Genomic DNA, 17,331 nt, shown 5'->3' on the forward strand with positions numbered 1-17,331 from the left:
CAATAAGTTTCTATGAGGTTAGCTAGCAAACGTGGCCAGCAATAAATATAAAAACGGCAGAACGAATAAAAAGCTGTCAAACCTGTCTAAAATCCCGCCATGGCCAGGGAGTATTGTCCCTGAATCCTTCACATGATAATGACGCTTTAAAGCAGATTCCACAAGGTCGCCAAGTTGTCCAAAAATACTTAACAAAAGGGTAATAAACATAACAAGCAGATATGATGGCAAAAATCCTGTAACCGCCTGAAACACAAGTGACAACACGACCGCTGTGACGATTCCACCGATAAATCCTTCTACTGTTTTGTTTGGGCTGATCTCAGGCCAAAGCTTTCGTTTCCCCATAGATTTCCCAATAAAATAGGCACCTGAGTCAGTGGACCAAATAATCACGGCTGCGAAGAAAATCGCACTCATGCCATATAAGCCTCTAATTTGGATAAAATAATAGAAACTGACGCCAATATATAATGTGGCTAATATAACAAAAGCAACCTCATCGAATGTGAAAGAGTTTTTGCTCAAAACTGTATAAGTTAAAAGTATTAAGATTGCAAATAAAGCAATCTGCATTTTTGATGCGTCTACGTTTGGGAAGAAGCTATTCTCTCCGCCCATTAAAAGCCAAAGCAATATTAAGCTGACAATACCAGGAAAGCTGAAAATCGAAATCTTTTTCATTCTCAGAAGCTCAAAGAGAGCGACACTTCCCATTAAATAAATCAGCAGGGTAAATGGCATCTGTCCATAAATAACAGCAAGTAAAAACACTGCAGCTGCCAACACACCCGTCAAAATTCTTTGTTTCATCTGCACCACCCTCTAAATTCCACCGAACCTCCGGCCGCGGCGCTGGTACTCTCCGATAGCGCCTATAAGATGCTCATCAGAAAAGTCAGGCCAAAGCACATCCGTAAAGACAAACTCGCTGTACGCAATTTGCCAAAGCATAAAGTTGCTTAATCTAATTTCTCCACTCGTGCGAATAAGCAAATCCGGATCTTGAAGAGATTCTGTCATTAAATAAGCTGAAAACATCTCTTCTGTGATGTCTTCTGCTCTAAGCTTACCTTCTTTGACTTTTTCAGAAATTTGTCTGCATGCTGAGACGATTTCTGTTCGCCCTCCATAATTGAGCGCAAAGTTTAAAACGAGTCCGTCGTTATTCGCCGTACTCTTCTCTGCGTTCTCTACCGCTCTTTTTGTATGCTGCGGGAGGCCGTCTGGATCACCTGTTAAACGCACACGAACATTTTCCTCGATGAGTTCAGGCAGATAGATGTTTAAAAATTCTTCAGGAAGCTTCATTAAAAAGTCTACTTCTAGTTTTGGACGTTTCCAATTTTCCGTAGAGAAAGCATACAAAGTCAGCACTTTGACATTCAACTCATTTGCAAGCTTTGTCATGCGCTTGACGACTTTCATTCCTTCATGATGTCCTGCTACCCGTGGAAGAGCGCGTTTTTTCGCCCATCTTCCGTTCCCATCCATGATAATGGCGATATGTTCAGGAATTTCTCCATTTACTATGTCTTCTTTTGTCAGGCTTTCTAAGTTGGAAGCTGCTGTTTGCTGATTCTTCCAATTTTTGAGTATATTGAGCATGAGATTCCTCCATCACCCAAAAAGGTTGCGTTCCCGCTAATAATATAGTCATCAACAGTATTAACAAAAAAACCCCCTGTAAACATGAAGAGGGTCTTTTCACTATTATCTATTGTACATAGTTTTTTCTTAAACTTCCATGATTTCTTTTTCTTTATCTTTCGTCACGTCATCAATTTTAGCGACATATTCATCTGTCAATTTTTGAACATCCTCTGTAGATGATCTTAATTCATCTTCAGTGATCTCCCCATTTTTCTCTAGCTTTTTCAGATCATCGTTTGCATCACGACGAACGTTACGAACAGCTACTTTTGCTTCTTCTGAGTATTTTCTTACAACTTTCACAAGCTCTTTACGTCTTTCTTCTGTTAGCGCAGGGATCGCAATGCGGATCACATTTCCGTCACTTGTTGGCGTGATGCCAAGATCAGACTTTTGGATCGCTTTTTCGATATCACCGATCGCTGTTTTATCGTAAGGTGTGATAATCAGCATACGTGCTTCTGGCACTGTAATTGACGCAATTTGGTTGAGTGGTGTTTGTGCACCGTAATAATCAACTGTCACTTTATCTAGTAGTGAAGCATTTGCTCTACCAGCGCGAACAGTTGCTAGTTCCCGTCCGTATGCTTGAACGGCTTTTTCCATTTTTTCTTTTGTTTGGTTCAACACTTCTTTTGACACGTTATTTCCCCCTCACGATCGTTCCGATTGATTCGCCATTTACGGCACGTTTAATATTTCCTTCTTCCATAATGGAGAATACGATTAATGGAATGTCATTGTCCATACATAATGAGGACGCAGTAGAATCCATTACAGCAAGCCCTTCTTTTAGTACATCAAGATATGAAAGCTTATCATATTTTACTGCATCCGCATCTGTACGAGGATCAGCACTGTAGACACCATCTACATTATTTTTCGCCATTAAAATGACATCTGCTTCAATTTCTGCTGCACGAAGTGCTGCAGTTGTATCTGTAGAGAAATAAGGGTTACCAGTACCTGCAGCAAAAATCACGACACGTTTTTTTTCAAGGTGACGAATCGCTTTTCTTCTTATGTATGGCTCTGCAACCTGTCTCATTTCGATAGAGGTTTGCACTCTAGACTGAATGCCAAGCGTTTCTAGGCTGTCCTGTAATGCCAGTGAATTCATCACTGTTGCAAGCATGCCCATGTAGTCTGCTGTTGCCCGGTCCATTCCTAAGTCACTGCCTGTCTTACCGCGCCAAAGGTTTCCTCCGCCTACAACGACTGCAACTTCAACATCAAGTTCTGCAATTTCTTTTACTTGCTTTGCAATTGAATGAATGACAGTTGGGTTAATTCCATTTCCAGCATCACCTGCTAGTGCTTCGCCACTTAGCTTCAGTACAATGCGATTATATTTCGGTTTGCTCATGATAACCTCCAAGTGTAAACTATACCGTCTCTTATTATGCGTAAGAAACTGCCTTTTGTAAATCAATATCCTCTAAAAAATAGGGAACACAGTGCTTGTGCTCCCTAAAAAAGCCCCAGAGAGCTTTTCAAACATTATTTTTTCACTTGGCTCATCACTTCTTCAGCAAAGTTTTCTTGACGCTTTTCAATACCTTCGCCCACTTCATAGCGAACATAAGTTTGAACAGTTGCGTTTTTCGCACCTACAACTTGTTTCACTTTTTCATCTGGGTTTTTAACGAACGCTTGGTCAAGTAAGCAAATTTCTTCGAAGAATTTGTTTAGACGGCCTTCTACCATTTTAGCTACGATGTTTTCAGGCTTTCCTTCTTGAAGCGCTTGTTGCGTTAATACTTCACGCTCACGGTTTGCTTCTTCTTCTGACACTTGGTCACGAGAAATGTATTTAGGATTGACAGCAGCGACGTGCATTGCAATGTCTCTTGCAAGCTCTTCATCAGTTGTTCCGTTAAGAACCGCTAATACACCAATGCGTCCGCCCATGTGCAAGTAAGAACCGAATGCTGCGTTATCTTCTTTCGTGATGACAGAGAAACGACGTAGAGTGATTTTCTCTCCGATTTTCGCAATTGCAGATGTGATATGCTCTTCAACTGTTGAACCGTTTTCCATTTTAGAAGCATGAGCTTCTTCAATTGTTGCAGGTTTAGCAGCAAGTAAATGATCAGCAAGTTCGTTAAGAAGTGCTTGGAATCCTTCGTTTTTCGCAACGAAATCAGTCTCAGAGTTCACTTCTATGATAACGCCTGTGTTGCCGTCAGTTTTGATAAGAGTTAATCCTTCTGCCGCAATACGGTCTGCTTTTTTCGCAGCTTTTGCGATTCCTTTTTCTCTTAGAAGATCAATTGCTTTTTCGATGTCACCATCAGTTTCTGTTAACGCTTTTTTACAATCCATCATACCTGCACCAGTTTTTTGACGCAGTTCTTTTACTAATTGAGCAGTAATTGCCATTTTACATTTCCTCCTTCTATGTTAAAACACGGATTACTAGGTGAAAAAAAGGTGATAAAAGGCATTTCCCTCTTATCACCTTTTGAATAGGTTACGCAGTTGTTGTTTCAGATTCTGTCGTTTCTTCTACAACAGCTTCTTCTTCGCCTTGTTTAGACTCAAGAATCGCATCTGCCATTTTAGCAGTTAGAAGTTTTACAGCACGGATTGCATCATCGTTTGCAGGGATCACAACATCAATTTCGTCTGGATCACAGTTTGTGTCAACGATACCGATGATTGGGATATTCAGTTTACGAGCTTCTGCAACTGCAATACGCTCTTTACGAGGATCGATAATGAAAAGTGCATCCGGAAGACCCTTCATGTCTTTGATTCCGCCTAAGAATTTTTCAAGACGCTCTAATTCTTTTTTCAGTTGAACGACTTCTTTCTTAGGAAGAACTTCGAAAGTACCGTTTTCTTGCATTTTTTCAATATCTTTCAAACGCTTGATACGTTTTTGGATTGTTTCAAAGTTTGTTAAAGTTCCACCAAGCCAGCGTTGGTTTACATAGAACATACCAGAACGGATTGCTTCTTCTTTCACTGAATCTTGTGCTTGTTTTTTCGTACCAACGAAAAGGATTTTTCCTCCGTCAGCAGCAAGGTTTTTCGTGAAGTTGTAAGCTTCCTCTACTTTTTTCACCGTTTTTTGAAGATCGATGATGTAGATACCGTTACGCTCTGTAAAGATGTAACGCTTCATTTTTGGGTTCCAACGGCGAGTTTGGTGACCGAAGTGAACACCAGCTTCTAGCAATTGTTTCATAGAAATAACTGACATTTTGTTGCCTCCTAATATAATGGTTTTTTTTCCTCCGCTTAAGTCATGTTCACATAAAACTGCGCCATGCAGCACCTTCATCTGAATCATCAAGCGTGTGTATTTAACACCAAGAAATAATATAACACATGATGGACTGACAATCAAGAATCCTTTACAGCTTTCCGCTAAATTTTAATAAAAGCTCGATTTCTGTCTTACCAGTTTTCAATTCTTTCGCTATTTCTTCTAGTGATCGCCCTTGATCATATAAGGCCTTTACTTGATCTTGGAATGTTTCTTCTATTTCATTTTCAGAAGGCTCAGGAGCTTCTGTTTCAAGATTTGGAACGGGTTCGTTTACCTTCTCTTCCTGCACCTCGACCTCGCTAAGGAGAGCCGACAGGTGCTCTGGTACTGGATCTTCACTTTCTACCGATTGCTGGGATTCAGTTGGTGGTTGTGGTTGCTTTGGTGTCTGAAGATCCGATTTCAGCTCTTCAGCAAAAAAATCAGGGGAAGCGGCTGCAGCTTTTGATAGTTTGTCATTCTCTTCTTTGACTTCCATCAAAAATGCAGCCAGGGTATTTTCCGTTTCTTCTAAAAGCTCTCGCTGCTTTTGTTCAGTTGCCTTCAGCGAATTCATTCTTGTGTATAAAATGATCACAAAATAAATAAGTGCAGCATGAAGCATAAAGCTAATCAGCCATAACATATTTTTTCACTCACTAACTCTTTAAGATTGAATGGCTTTATCAAGCAGATGCTTAAGCTTGAACAATGCCTTCGAATGAATTTGTGAAATACGCGAGGTGGATAAATTAAGCACTTGACCGATTTCTGTTAATGTCAGTTCTTCTTTATAGAAAAGACTGATCACAAGCTTTTCTTTTTCCGAAAGCTCAGTAATTTTATCAGCAAGCTGTTCAATTAATTCATCTTTCAGCATTTTCTCCTCAGGTGTCACAGACTTTTCGTCGCGAATCATGACTTGGACGTTTTCACCGTCTTCTTGATCATGCAGCTTCTCGTCGATTGAGAGCAAATTCGCAAAGAAACCTTCATTCATCGTTGTGACAACATCCTGTTCGCTCATGCCGAGTTCCTCGGCAACCTCTGTCGGTGTCACATTTCGCAAATAACGCTGTTCAAGTTTTTCAATTGCCGCTTCTACTTTTTTTGTTTTTTCTCTTGATGTACGAGGCAGCCAGTCCTCTTTACGAAGACCGTCGATGATGGCCCCGCGGATTCTGAAGGATGCATATGTATCAAACTTCAGATCTCTTCCGGGGTCAAATTTTTCAAGGGCATCATATAAACCGAGCATCCCTAGACTGATCAAGTCTTCTTTATGCACTGACTTCGGGAGACCGATGGAAATTCTTCCAACATGATATGTGACGAGCGGCATATAGCGGCGCATAAGATCATCTCCAGCAGCTGGGTCTTTCCACTCTTTCCATCTAGCCCATAGCGCCTGATCTTCGTAATTTAAGGATTGCATCTTTCTCCCCCTATACTTCCTTAGTTATATCTTCATAATGCCATGCTTCACAGTGCGGATCTCAAGCTCTGTCGTAAGCGGATCGAATTCAATCGTACGCCCATTGTTCCCGCCCGTGTCCTCACTAATGATCGGGATATGATGAAGAGACAGATGTTCTTTAACAGCTGATACGTTTCTAGGTCCAATTCTCATCAGGTCATTGGTTGACTTAAACTTAAACATTTCTGCGCCACCAGCAAGTTTCGCTTTTAGCGCATGTTTGCGCGCTCCTTCTTTTAGGAGCAGATCAATTGTATGCTTGACACCTGTATCTGCATATTTGGCCAAGTTCTCCACCGCCCCTTTTGCAAGGGATGAGTCTGGAAGCATGACATGGACAAGACCTGCCAGTTTTTTTTCTTTGTCAAACAGGACAAGCCCTACGCAAGAACCAAGACCGGATGTCCGAATGCGGTCCGGTGTTTTCACAAGCTGAACATCCGCTATACCAACCTTTACAACTGCCGGAATCTTCACGTTCATTATAGGTTACCTAATGCTTTGAACAGTTTGTCAAACGATTCAAAGTCTGGTAATAGAAACATATTTCCTTTCAGCTCTTGCTTATTTTGATCATCAAAAATAGATGTATCAATCACAATTGCCTGATCGCCGAGAGGACTGAACTGCATTAACCCTTCACTAATGACAGCACCGAACATATCGAGAGTGACATCTGGAACACTTGGGTAAAGCTTCAATTTTGTTAGATCGGCAAGGGCTGATAAATAAGAGCCTGCTAAAATATTTCCTAGCTCATGAAGTGCTGACGTCCCTAGCACGTGTTCATGAATGGTATCAATATCAAATGCCGGGTCCTGTACAAGCTCTCTTACAAATTGCTCTGCTTGCTCAAACGGCATAATGAAAAAGATGGAGCCGGATAAATCTCCTTCCATTCGCAGAAAAATGCTTGCAACTGGAAGATCTGCACCGCCAAAGAAATCCATTAGATCTTCAAACGAGAGAACTTTGACAAAAGGAACAGCCATATCTATTTTGCGATCTAATAGATTGGCAAGAGCAGACGCTGCATGGCCTGCTCCGATATTCCCAACCTCTCTTAATACATCTAACTGTTCATCTTTAATTCCACTGAAAATGTTCATTTCACATCCCCCTTAATGAACAGGTGCATCTTGAACGCTCTTATCGAGGACAGCACCAGCATGAATGATATTAAATAGACGCTGATCATGCTTAATGATACCAATCACCCATGATTGTCCTTCTTTTTCAGCTGAATCAGGAGAAGATTCTACTTCTTCCTGATGGACTGTAATGACATCATTTGCTTCATCAACAACCCAGCCGACTTCAATGTCACCAACCTGTACAATAATCATTCTAGTTTCATCTGTAATCTCGTTGTCAGTAGATCCAAGTCTAACTCTAAGGTCGATGACAGGTGTCACCACACCACGTAGATTAATGACGCCGCATATATAAGGGGCAACGCCAGGAATTCTTGTCGGCTGCTGCCATTTTTCAATGGACTTTACTTCTGATACTGAAATGGCGTATTCTTTTTTGTTTACGATAAACACAATCATCTTTTCGCCAGTTTTGATATCTGTACTCATTTCAGACCGCTCCTCTATTGTTTTTTACTTGATCAGTGCATTACAGTCAACGATGAGTGCAACCTGACCGTCACCTAGGATTGTTGCGCCCGATATCGCAAACACGTTTGGTAAATAATCTCCTAGTGATTTCAATACAACCTCTTGCTGACCAATGAATGAATCGACCACAAATGCTGTCAGCTTGTCTCCTTTACGAACAACGATGATGTGCAGTTCTTCCTCTAATTCACTCGCATTTGGTACGTGGAATTGTTTCTTCAGGTACACAACCGGTACGATAAATCCGCGGAAATCAATCACTTCACGATCATGCGTTTGAAGGATGTCGCTTTTCTTAATCACAGCCGTTTCAATAATAGAAGAAATCGGAATCGCAAATGTTTCCTCTTCCAGTTTCACAAGAAGAACGGAAATAATTGACAATGTAAGCGGGAGCTGGATAGAGAACAATGAGCCCTGTCCTTCTGTTGAGTTGATGCTCACAGAACCGCCCAATGATTCCAGCTTGTTTTTCACGACGTCAAGACCTACACCGCGGCCTGAGATGTCAGATATCTCATCAGCTGTAGAGAATCCTGCTGCAAAGATCAATGAATCAATTTGATGATCTTCAATGGTTTCTGCTTCTCTTTCTGTAATAACACCGCGCTCTAGTGCTTTTTCAAGCACCTTTTTACGGTTAATCCCGCCACCGTCATCTTCTACTTCAATGAAGACGTGGTTTCCACTATGATAAGCCTTTAATAGAACGGTTCCTTTTTCTGGCTTGCCTTTTTTCACACGTTCTTCTGGCGATTCAATCCCGTGATCTAGACTGTTTCTGAGTAAGTGTAAGAGCGGATCTCCAATCTCGTCGATCACTGTTCGATCAAGCTCAGTATCAGCGCCTTCAATGATCAGTTCAATTTTTTTATTGAGCTCTTTCGTCAATTGACGAATCATACGCGGGAACCTGTTAAACACAGTTTCTACAGGTACCATTCTCATGTTCAGGATGATCGATTGCAGGTCGCCTGAAATACGTGTCATTCTTTCGACCGTATCAGTGAGTTCGTTATTTTCAAGCTCTTTGGCAATCTGTTCTAAACGTCCTCTATCAATAACCAGTTCTTCAAATAGATTCATAAGAGAATCCAGACGATCAATGTTGACACGAATCGTTTTCGTGCCGCCGGCAGCTGCACCGTTATTGCCATTTGCTTTTGGCGCATCGTTTGCTGACGCTTTAGCAGCAGGCACGGATACTTCTTCTTTTTTCTGTTCAGGTTTTGCTTCTAGTTTTTCAGCTGGGACAGCTTCTTCAAATGCGGAGCCTTCAGAGATCTCAACATTTTCAACCTCTGAGATCGCCATCACGATTTTCTTCACTTCGTCCATCGGCTGTTTAGATAGATAAGAAATACTGAATTCGGATTCGAAATCTTCTGATTCTAAAAGTTCTGCATTCGGAACCGTTTTGACGACCTCGCCTGCTTCATTGAGTCTTTCAAAAATCATATAGACACGAACTGCTTTTAATAAGCATGCTTCGCTTAATGTCACAGTCAGCTCATAGCATTTAAAGCCTTGTTCTCTTGCTTCATCAAGAACTGTTCGTTCAAATTCATTATAGTCTAAGTCGTTAGCGGCAGGAGCTGATGCATCAGCTGTCTCAACGCTAGAAGCAGCCTCCGCATGGCTTCCTGTCACGTCTAGCTTTTTACTAATCTCTGTGACATCACGTTTCCCGTCCCCGCCTTCTGCAATCGATTGAACCATTGCTTCAAGGTGGTCTAGTGCTTCAAACATCGTATCCATTGACTCAGGAGTAACAATCATTTGTTCATTTCTGATGGCATCAAACATGTTTTCTAAGTGATGCGTCAGCTGAGCCATATCAGCATAACCCATCGTTGCACTCATGCCTTTCAATGTATGAGCCGCTCTGAAAATATCATTCACCAACTGCAGGTCGGTTGGGTTCTTTTCTAATTCGAGAAGTTTTTCATTACAAGTTTGTAAGTGTTCTCTGCTTTCATCTAAAAAGATATCTAAGTATTGGTTTACATCCAACGTGTTCACGCCCTCTCTTTTTTCATGGAGCTTATAATTGCATGTGCGATGTCATCCACATGCCTTGTTTCATGTGCAAGACCTGCTTTAATGACTGATTTAGGCATTCCGAAAACAACACATGATTCTTCTTTTTCTGCAATAACTTTTGTATGACCGCTTGCGACCATTTTTTTGACACCTTCTGTGCCGTCACTACCCATCCCTGTCATAATGACAGCAATTTTCTCGTAACCTTTTATGTTGCTGATGGATTCAAATAAATAGTTAACAGAAGGTTTGTGCCGGCTGTCAGTGTCTTCTGGGGACAGCCTGATCACTAAAGACGCCCCTTGTTCATGAAGTGACATATTCATTCCACCAGGAGCTATGTAAGCCACTCCATTTTTAGCGATGTCTCCATCTTGTGCTTCTTTAATCGAAATTTGTGATAGCTGGTCTAACCTCGTAGCAAGTGATGCCGTAAATCCTGCCGGCATATGCTGCACTATCAAAATCGGCGCCTCTATGTCCTTTGGCAGCTTCGTGACGACTCGTTGAAGCGCCCTTGGTCCTCCCGTAGATGTTCCGATTGAAATAATCTTTCGAAGTGAGCCGCTTTTTACTTCTTGCAGACGGGGAACAGCCACTGGACTTGGCGGCTTCATGACAGGCTTAGGAGAAACCTGTTTCTCAGTGCGTTTCCTAGACAGGCCTGCTGCAAGTACCCGCTCTACAATTTGACCTCTTACTTTGTGTAAATCGAGCGAAATACTTCCTGAAGGCTTTGTCACGAAGTCAAAAGCACCGAGTTCTAAGCAATGGATGGTTAAGTCCTTCCCTTGCTTTGTCTGGCTTGACACCATAATCACGGCAAGGTCGTGTTCAGCCAGAATTTGTTTTAATGCTTCTGTTCCATTTAAAACAGGCATTTCCACATCTAGTGTGACAACATCTGGGTTCAATTCCTTGATCCGTTTTAAGGCATCTTCCCCATTTCGCGCCGTTCCGACGACTTCAATTCCTTGCTCGGCACTTAGGAAATCACTAATGAGCTTTCGCATAAAGGCCGAGTCATCTACTACAAGCACTCTAATCATGAGTCCACCTTCCTCCTTCTAAAAAAAGAGGACAACTTATCTATAAACGTATGCTGCTCTCTCCGTGCCTCTCTTATCTGCTGATGATACAGTGTTTCTGCCAGCATTTTAATTGTTTTACTCAGCCTTGAATGAGGCTGCTTGATATAAAACGGAATTTGTTCCGCTACTGCTTTAGGAACCGCAGGATCATCAGGCACAGCACCAGCAAACACAAGCTTTCTGTGTAGAAATGATGTAACCACTCCTGCTAATTTCCGGTAGGTTTCAGAACCTTCTGACGGGGTTTTACACCGGTTAACAATGATTTGCACTGACTGCTCAAACTGATGAATGGCTAAGTGTTTAATCGCGCTGTAGGCATCCATGATGGATGTTGGTTCTGGCGTTGTCACGACCACTACTTCTCCTGCCGATAAGACAAAAGGCAGTTGATCTTTTGACAAGCCTGCACCCATATCAAAGAATATACAATCGAAATCACGCATCATTCTCTCCATCTCCTCCAGAAAGAATGACCATTGGTCTTTATCTAAAGAAAACAGCTGTTCAAGTCCACTTCCGCCAGAAATGTAATAAAGATTGTCAGTTCCTTTTGTCATGGCCGCTTGGAAAGATTTCTTCCTGACGAGAACATCTAATATAGAGCTAGTCGATGTTTTCCCTAATAAAATATCAATATTCCCCATGCCAAAATCAAGGTCGATGACTAACACTCGCTTGCCTGCACTAGCGATAGACAGTGCCATGTTCAGCGTCAAATTCGATTTGCCTACTCCGCCTTTACCGCTCATGACTGCAATGGTTTTTGCCTGTCCGCTTACGCTAAGAGGGGCCGGTGTTATCGTTTGACTCTGTTGAACAAGTTTTCTTAGACCTTCCGCTTGGTCAGGCTTCATCATTGTAAGACCATCCTTGTTAATTCAAGAGGAGAGCCCTCAAGAATATCCTCAGGTACATTTTGACCATTTGTTAAAAAGCCGAGCCCAATTTGGGATTCTGCAATGATTTGAAAGATCGTTCCCATCGTGTCTGTTTCATCTACTTTTGTAAAAATGAATTGATGAATTGGAACATGTTCAAAACGTTTGACCATGGCGTTCATGTCCTGATACTTCGACGTCGCACTCATGACGAGGAAACTTTGAATGCTTTCATCAAAAGGAATAATATCTGTCAGCTCTTTGATATACGCTTCTTCTTTAAAGTTACGGCCTGCTGTGTCTATGAAAATATGATCATAATCTTTAAAGGTCTGCTGCGCTTTCACAAAATCCTCTCTTGAATAGCAAACCTCAAGCGGCGCATTCAGCAGTTCAGCATATGTTTTCAGTTGTTCGATCGCTGCAATTCGGTACGTATCCGTTGTAATAAAAGCGATGTTCTTTTGCTGTTGAATAGCCGTTTTGGCAGCCAGCTTTGCAATCGTTGTCGTTTTACCAGCGCCCGTTGAACCAAACAGCACAATATATTTCGAACGAATCATCGGCTCATCAGAGGTGTGAGTTGGCAGCATCTCTGTGAGCAGTTTTTCAAGTTCTTTTTTAATTTGATCTTCCTTGACAGCACCCTTCGTTAAAAGACCCTTTAAGCACTCATCTCGTATCGCATCATCAAGACCTTGATCCTTTAGTTTTCGATCGACTGCCATAAGAGAATCAGGTAAAATCCCAGCATGCCGCTCGTTTCTTGCATATTCTAAAGGCTGAGAATGAGGGGGAACTGCTTTGACTGCCTCAGGAGCAAAGGATGGCTCTTCGGGCTGCTTTTGAACCGGCTCCTTTTTCGGTAACACCGGGATAGGAGCCGGTGGGTTTAGGCCTTTACCAGCTCTTTCTTCAAAATCTTGATCCAGCACCGCAATCACTTCGACCATTTGTTGTTTTTTTAATCCGAACAGCTTTCGTTTGACAACGGTTTTCGAATTTAAAATGACGGCATCTTTCCCAAGCTGCTGCCTAATTTGAATCGTTGCCTCCTGCATAGAATTCGCTGTGATTTTTTTCATTTTCATTAGATATCCACCACTCCGATGCTCTGTACTTCCACATTTGCTTCTAGTTCGTTATATGATAGTACCGGTAATTCTGGAAAATATCTTTCTAACAACTGCTTGACGTACATTCTTATAGGAGGTGAGCATAATAGAACCGGCGTTTCCTGACGAAGCGAAAGCTGTTCAATTTCTCTAGCCACTGATTGAATCACACTTTCAGAGGACTCCGGATCTAATGATAAGTAGTTACCGTGCTCTGTCTGCTGTACGCTGTCAGCAATCACCTTTTCAACTCGGCCTGAGCATGTCACGACTTTCAATGATTCATTCTCTCTTGCATACTGTGCAGTAATCTGTCTTGCCAGTGCCTGTCTGACATACTCCGTTAACAAATCTGTATCAGTCGTTAATTTTCCATAGTCTGCAAGCGTCTCAAAAATGGTCACAAGGTTTCGAATAGAGACCTTTTCTTTCAACAGCTTTGCCAGTACCTTTTGGATATCACCGACTGCTAGCGGATTTGGTGTCACCTCATCCACTAAGACAGGATAACTTTCTTTAAGATGATCGATTAATTGCTTCGTTTCTTGGCGTCCGAGCAGTTCGTGTGTGTTTTGTCTAATCTTCTCTGTGATGTGAGTAGATACAACAGATGCCGGATCCACAACCGTATAGCCAAGCATTTCAGCCTGGTCTTTTTCTGCTTCTGATATCCATTTAGCCGGCAAGCCAAAGGATGGTTCGATCGTTTCAATTCCTTCAATCGGATCATCATCAGGCGTAGGGGACATCGCTAAGTAGTGATCAAGCAGCAGCTCACCTTTTGCCACTTCGTTCCCTTTAATTTTCAGCCGGTATTCATTTGGGTTAAGTGCAATGTTGTCTCGAATTCGGACAACTGGAATGACAAGGCCTAGCTCGAGGGCAAGCTGCCTTCGGATCATCACAATTCGATCTAGCAGGTCACCGCCCTGATTTGCATCAGCGAGCGGAATCAGACCATAGCCGAATTCAAATTCAATGGCATCCATTTGCAGAAGATGAATGACGCTTTCTGGACTTTTCATCTCTTCTACCTCAGCCTGTTCCTCCAGCACCTCTTCAATTTCTTCTTGATCCTGTTTGTTTTTCGACATCATGTATGCACCGAGTGCAAGTAAACCTGCGATTGGTCCTGTCAAAAGTATGCCAATAGGAGTAAACAAACCAAGAAGGAAGATCGTGCCTGCTGTGACGTAAAGCATAGCTGGGAATGCAAAGAGCTGACTAGTAATGTCAGAACCAAGGTTTCCGTTAGAAGCAGCCCTCGTGACGACAATCCCTGTCGCTGTTGAAATGAGGAGTGCAGGAATTTGTGAAACAATCCCGTCCCCTACCGTTAATAGCGTAAAGTGGGAAGCTGATTCTTGAATCGACATTCCTTGCTGAAGCATCCCAATAATGATTCCAAAAATAATATTGATAATGACGATGATAATACCTGCGATGGCATCCCCTTTGACGAACTTACTTGCACCATCCATCGCACCATAAAAGTCTGCCTCTCTCGATACTTTTTCACGGCGATTTCTCGCTTCACTTTCAGTCAGCATTCCTGCATTTAAATCTGCGTCAATACTCATCTGTTTACCTGGCATCGCATCAAGTGTAAATCTTGCAGCAACCTCTGATACACGCTCAGCCCCTTTTGTGATGACAATAAACTGAATGATAATCAAGATAAGGAAGACAACCAGACCAACGAGTATATTTCCTCCAACAACAAATGAACCAAACGTTTCTACAACCTTTCCAGCATCTCCTGTTGATAGGATAGAACGTGTTGTAGAGATGTTAAGCCCTAAGCGAAACAGCGTTAAGAGCAAAAGCAATGATGGAAAAATCGAAAATTGAAGTGGTTCTTGCATGTTCATTGTGGTGAGAAGCACGATAAGCGCAAGAGAAATATTAATAATGATTAAAATACTTAATAGAATGGGCGGAAACGGTATGACCAGCATCGCCACAATTAAAATAACACTGAATAAAACAGATAAATCTCTTGCTGACATGCCTGTTCTCTCCTTTTAAAACCAAAAATTCATAAAATCTTTTGTTTCGTTTTATATACGTAAGCTAAAATTTCTGCGATGGCCTTAAAGTATTCTTCTGGCACCGCTTGATTAATATCGACCTGATCATATAGTGCACGAGCTAGCGGCCGGTTTTCTACGGTCATGATATCGTGCTCTTTCGCAATTGTTCTAATTTTCATAGCCAAAATATCTGTTCCCTTTGCCACAACAAAGGGCGCATCCATCTTTTCTTCGTCATATTTCAAGGCAATTGCGTAGTGGGTTGGGTTTGTAATGATGACGTCCGCTTTTGGGACTTCCTGCATCATCCGTCTCATGGCCATTTCCCGCTGGCGCTGTTTAATCTTTGATTTTATGAGAGGGTCACCCTCTGATTTTTTATACTCATCTTTGATGTCTTGTTTAGACATCCGTAAGTTTTTTTCATAATCAAATTTCTGATACATATAATCAAGCCCTGCTAAGACCAGAAGAGCACCTGCTGCATATAGACCCATAATCAAGGTCATATTTGCGACGAAATGCAGGGTTTCCTCCGCTGTTAATAGAGGGAGCCGCAGGATTTCGTCAAAGTGCATCCAAAGTGCAATAAATGTCGCAAAACCAATAAAACCAATTTTCAGAATGGATTTTAATAGCTCTACGAGGGCTCGAATACTGTATATTCGTTTAAACCCTTTGATTGGATCGAGCTTTTCTAGTTTCGGTTTGATTACTTCTGGCGAAAAGAGAAATCCGACTTGTAAATAGTTACTGAGGATACCCGCCAGCATACCAACACCAAGAATTGGCATGAGGAGGAGTCCTGTTTCTTGAAGCAATTCCAAGAATAGTTGATGAATATTAGATGTGCTAACCTTCATTAGCATTGTTGTTGAATAAAAACGTTCAATGAGCGCAATAATACGCTCTTTCATAAAAGGCCCAATAAAAAAGAATGATAAAAAGATTAGTAGAAATGAGATGGCTGTATTGACGTCGGTACTTTTGGCAACCTGCCCTTTTTTACGCGAATCCCGTCTTTTTTTCGGTGTAGCTTTTTCTGTTTTTTCACCTGCGAAAAATTGCAAGTCTAGTCTAAGCTTTGTCATCATGACGATCCACCGACCAATGCTAAGAAATTCCTCATGGTGAGCACAATCGTTTCAAATGTATTTTGGACGACTCCGAAGATTACGCCCATACAGATGATGATCATAATAAAACTCACACCCATTTTAATAGGAAGTCCGACAACGAATACGTTCATTTGTGGAACCGTACGTGCTACAATCCCTAATGCCAAATCGACTAAAAACAAACTTGCAACAACAGGTGCCGAGATTTGAAAGGCAATGATGAACATTTCGTTGAAGCTCTTTGCGATAAAGTAAGCAAAGGATTCACTGCCAAAATTCAGCGCATACTGATCAACTGCAATATATTGAAAGCTGTAATATATCCCATCAAGCAGCAGGTGATGTGCATTCGTCGCAAGCATCAATAGCAGTGTGACCGTATAAAAAAACTGCCCCATCAGCGGCGTTTGCGCCCCTGTTTGCGGATCAATAATATTGGCGATCGCAAAACCCATTTGAAAGTCAATGAACGAGCCGGCAATTTGAACAGCGGACACCATGATATATGCAATCAGCCCAAGAAGAAGTCCGACCATTGCTTCTTTCACCGCAAGCATCATATAAAGACCGTCTATGTCGAGCGCTGGCGGTTCTTTAATCGTGCTAAAACTGATGACAGCTAAAAACAGTGAGAAGCCAACTCTGTGTACAGCAGGTATCGCTCTATGCGCTAAAAGCGGTACTGTCACAAAAAACGCGGTGATCCGAATAAAAACGAGAAGAAAAGCAGGGAATAATTCTATGATTGACATCGCTGTTTAACCTGCAAATCGATCTAAATTCGAGAACAGCTCTGTCGTAAAGGACACAATTGTTGAAAGCATCCACGGACCAAACACAACAAGCCCAATGAGCACTGCAACAATCTTAGGAATGAACGCAAGCGTTTGTTCTTGAATTTGGGTTGTCGCCTGAAACACACTGACAATCAGTCCCACAATTAGTGCGAGCGCTAGAAGCGGCCCGCTGACAAGCAATACAACATACACTGATCTTTCAGCCATCGTAATGACAAATTCTGAACTCATGTTTTAAGCAC

Annotated in this window: 19 protein-coding genes; all 19 read right to left on the minus strand. The window is 41.9% G+C overall.

What is annotated here, in order from left to right:
- Positions 1 to 18 precede the first annotated feature (18 nt).
- The 19 genes from C6W18_RS09805 to fliQ all read right to left on the minus strand — a co-directional run bounded on the left by C6W18_RS09805 (position 19) and on the right by fliQ (position 17,320).
- Positions 19 to 813 carry a phosphatidate cytidylyltransferase gene (locus tag C6W18_RS09805; RefSeq protein ID WP_034317673.1) on the minus strand — a complete coding sequence of 265 codons (795 nt, stop codon included), beginning with the start codon at positions 811 to 813 and terminating at the stop codon, positions 19 to 21.
- Between the two features lie 12 nt (positions 814 to 825).
- The gene (uppS, locus tag C6W18_RS09810) at positions 826 to 1,608 is read right to left on the minus strand and encodes an undecaprenyl pyrophosphate synthase (protein WP_034317676.1); all 783 of its coding nucleotides are present in this window, start codon (positions 1,606 to 1,608) and stop codon (positions 826 to 828) included.
- 129 nt (positions 1,609 to 1,737) lie between these two features.
- The gene (gene frr, locus C6W18_RS09815) at positions 1,738 to 2,295 is read right to left on the minus strand and encodes a ribosome recycling factor (protein ID WP_034317679.1); all 558 of its coding nucleotides are present in this window, start codon (positions 2,293 to 2,295) and stop codon (positions 1,738 to 1,740) included.
- Position 2,296: 1 nt separating this feature from the next.
- Positions 2,297 to 3,019 carry a UMP kinase gene (gene pyrH, locus C6W18_RS09820; protein ID WP_003210919.1) on the minus strand — a complete coding sequence of 241 codons (723 nt, stop codon included), beginning with the start codon at positions 3,017 to 3,019 and terminating at the stop codon, positions 2,297 to 2,299.
- A gap of 134 nt (positions 3,020 to 3,153) precedes the next feature.
- Positions 3,154 to 4,035: a translation elongation factor Ts gene (tsf, locus tag C6W18_RS09825; protein ID WP_034317682.1), complete on the minus strand. Its 882-nt coding sequence runs from the start codon at positions 4,033 to 4,035 to the stop codon at positions 3,154 to 3,156.
- Between the two features lie 91 nt (positions 4,036 to 4,126).
- Positions 4,127 to 4,861, minus strand: coding sequence for a 30S ribosomal protein S2 (gene rpsB / locus C6W18_RS09830; protein WP_034317684.1), 735 nt, complete (start codon positions 4,859 to 4,861; stop codon positions 4,127 to 4,129).
- A gap of 154 nt (positions 4,862 to 5,015) precedes the next feature.
- Positions 5,016 to 5,555: a hypothetical protein gene (locus C6W18_RS09835; RefSeq protein ID WP_034317686.1), complete on the minus strand. Its 540-nt coding sequence runs from the start codon at positions 5,553 to 5,555 to the stop codon at positions 5,016 to 5,018.
- 21 nt (positions 5,556 to 5,576) lie between these two features.
- Positions 5,577 to 6,344 carry a FliA/WhiG family RNA polymerase sigma factor gene (locus C6W18_RS09840; RefSeq protein WP_105927478.1) on the minus strand — a complete coding sequence of 256 codons (768 nt, stop codon included), beginning with the start codon at positions 6,342 to 6,344 and terminating at the stop codon, positions 5,577 to 5,579.
- A gap of 24 nt (positions 6,345 to 6,368) precedes the next feature.
- Positions 6,369 to 6,869, minus strand: a complete 501-nt coding sequence (locus tag C6W18_RS09845) for a chemotaxis protein CheD (protein ID WP_034317688.1) — start codon at positions 6,867 to 6,869, stop codon at positions 6,369 to 6,371.
- Entirely contained in the window at positions 6,869 to 7,495 is a 627-nt protein-coding gene (locus C6W18_RS09850) for a chemotaxis protein CheC (protein ID WP_034317690.1), read from the minus strand. The genes C6W18_RS09845 and C6W18_RS09850 overlap by 1 nt, the downstream gene beginning before the upstream one ends.
- A 12-nt stretch (positions 7,496 to 7,507) precedes the next feature.
- Positions 7,508 to 7,969: a chemotaxis protein CheW gene (locus C6W18_RS09855; RefSeq protein WP_034317693.1), complete on the minus strand. Its 462-nt coding sequence runs from the start codon at positions 7,967 to 7,969 to the stop codon at positions 7,508 to 7,510.
- Between the two features lie 24 nt (positions 7,970 to 7,993).
- A complete protein-coding gene (locus C6W18_RS09860; RefSeq protein WP_105927479.1) occupies positions 7,994 to 10,024 on the minus strand; it encodes a chemotaxis protein CheA in 2,031 nt (676 codons plus the stop codon).
- 5 nt (positions 10,025 to 10,029) lie between these two features.
- Positions 10,030 to 11,103 (minus strand): protein-glutamate methylesterase/protein-glutamine glutaminase, encoded by a 1,074-nt coding sequence (locus tag C6W18_RS09865; protein WP_034317702.1) that lies wholly within the window; start codon positions 11,101 to 11,103, stop codon positions 10,030 to 10,032.
- Complete coding sequence (locus C6W18_RS09870) at positions 11,100 to 12,005, minus strand: MinD/ParA family protein (protein WP_105927480.1); 906 nt, start codon at positions 12,003 to 12,005, stop codon at positions 11,100 to 11,102. The genes C6W18_RS09865 and C6W18_RS09870 overlap by 4 nt, the downstream gene beginning before the upstream one ends.
- Positions 12,002 to 13,117 carry a flagellar biosynthesis GTPase FlhF gene (flhF, locus tag C6W18_RS09875; protein ID WP_105927481.1) on the minus strand — a complete coding sequence of 372 codons (1,116 nt, stop codon included), beginning with the start codon at positions 13,115 to 13,117 and terminating at the stop codon, positions 12,002 to 12,004. Before flhF ends, C6W18_RS09870 begins: the two co-directional genes overlap by 4 nt.
- Complete coding sequence (flhA, locus tag C6W18_RS09880) at positions 13,117 to 15,150, minus strand: flagellar biosynthesis protein FlhA (RefSeq protein WP_034317709.1); 2,034 nt, start codon at positions 15,148 to 15,150, stop codon at positions 13,117 to 13,119. The genes flhF and flhA overlap by 1 nt, the downstream gene beginning before the upstream one ends.
- Before the next feature lie 29 nt (positions 15,151 to 15,179).
- Positions 15,180 to 16,268, minus strand: a complete 1,089-nt coding sequence (gene flhB, locus C6W18_RS09885; protein ID WP_034317712.1) for a flagellar biosynthesis protein FlhB — start codon at positions 16,266 to 16,268, stop codon at positions 15,180 to 15,182.
- On the minus strand, positions 16,265 to 17,044 hold the full coding sequence (gene fliR, locus C6W18_RS09890; RefSeq protein WP_034317716.1) for a flagellar biosynthetic protein FliR: 780 nt from the start codon (positions 17,042 to 17,044) through the stop codon (positions 16,265 to 16,267). Before fliR ends, flhB begins: the two co-directional genes overlap by 4 nt.
- A gap of 6 nt (positions 17,045 to 17,050) precedes the next feature.
- The gene (fliQ, locus tag C6W18_RS09895; protein ID WP_003211206.1) at positions 17,051 to 17,320 is read right to left on the minus strand and encodes a flagellar biosynthesis protein FliQ; all 270 of its coding nucleotides are present in this window, start codon (positions 17,318 to 17,320) and stop codon (positions 17,051 to 17,053) included.
- Positions 17,321 to 17,331: the final 11 nt, after the last annotated feature.

This window comes from Bacillus sp. LLTC93, assembly GCF_002993125.1.
Taxonomy (GTDB): Bacteria; Bacillota; Bacilli; order Bacillales; family Bacillaceae; genus Bacillus; species Bacillus zhangzhouensis.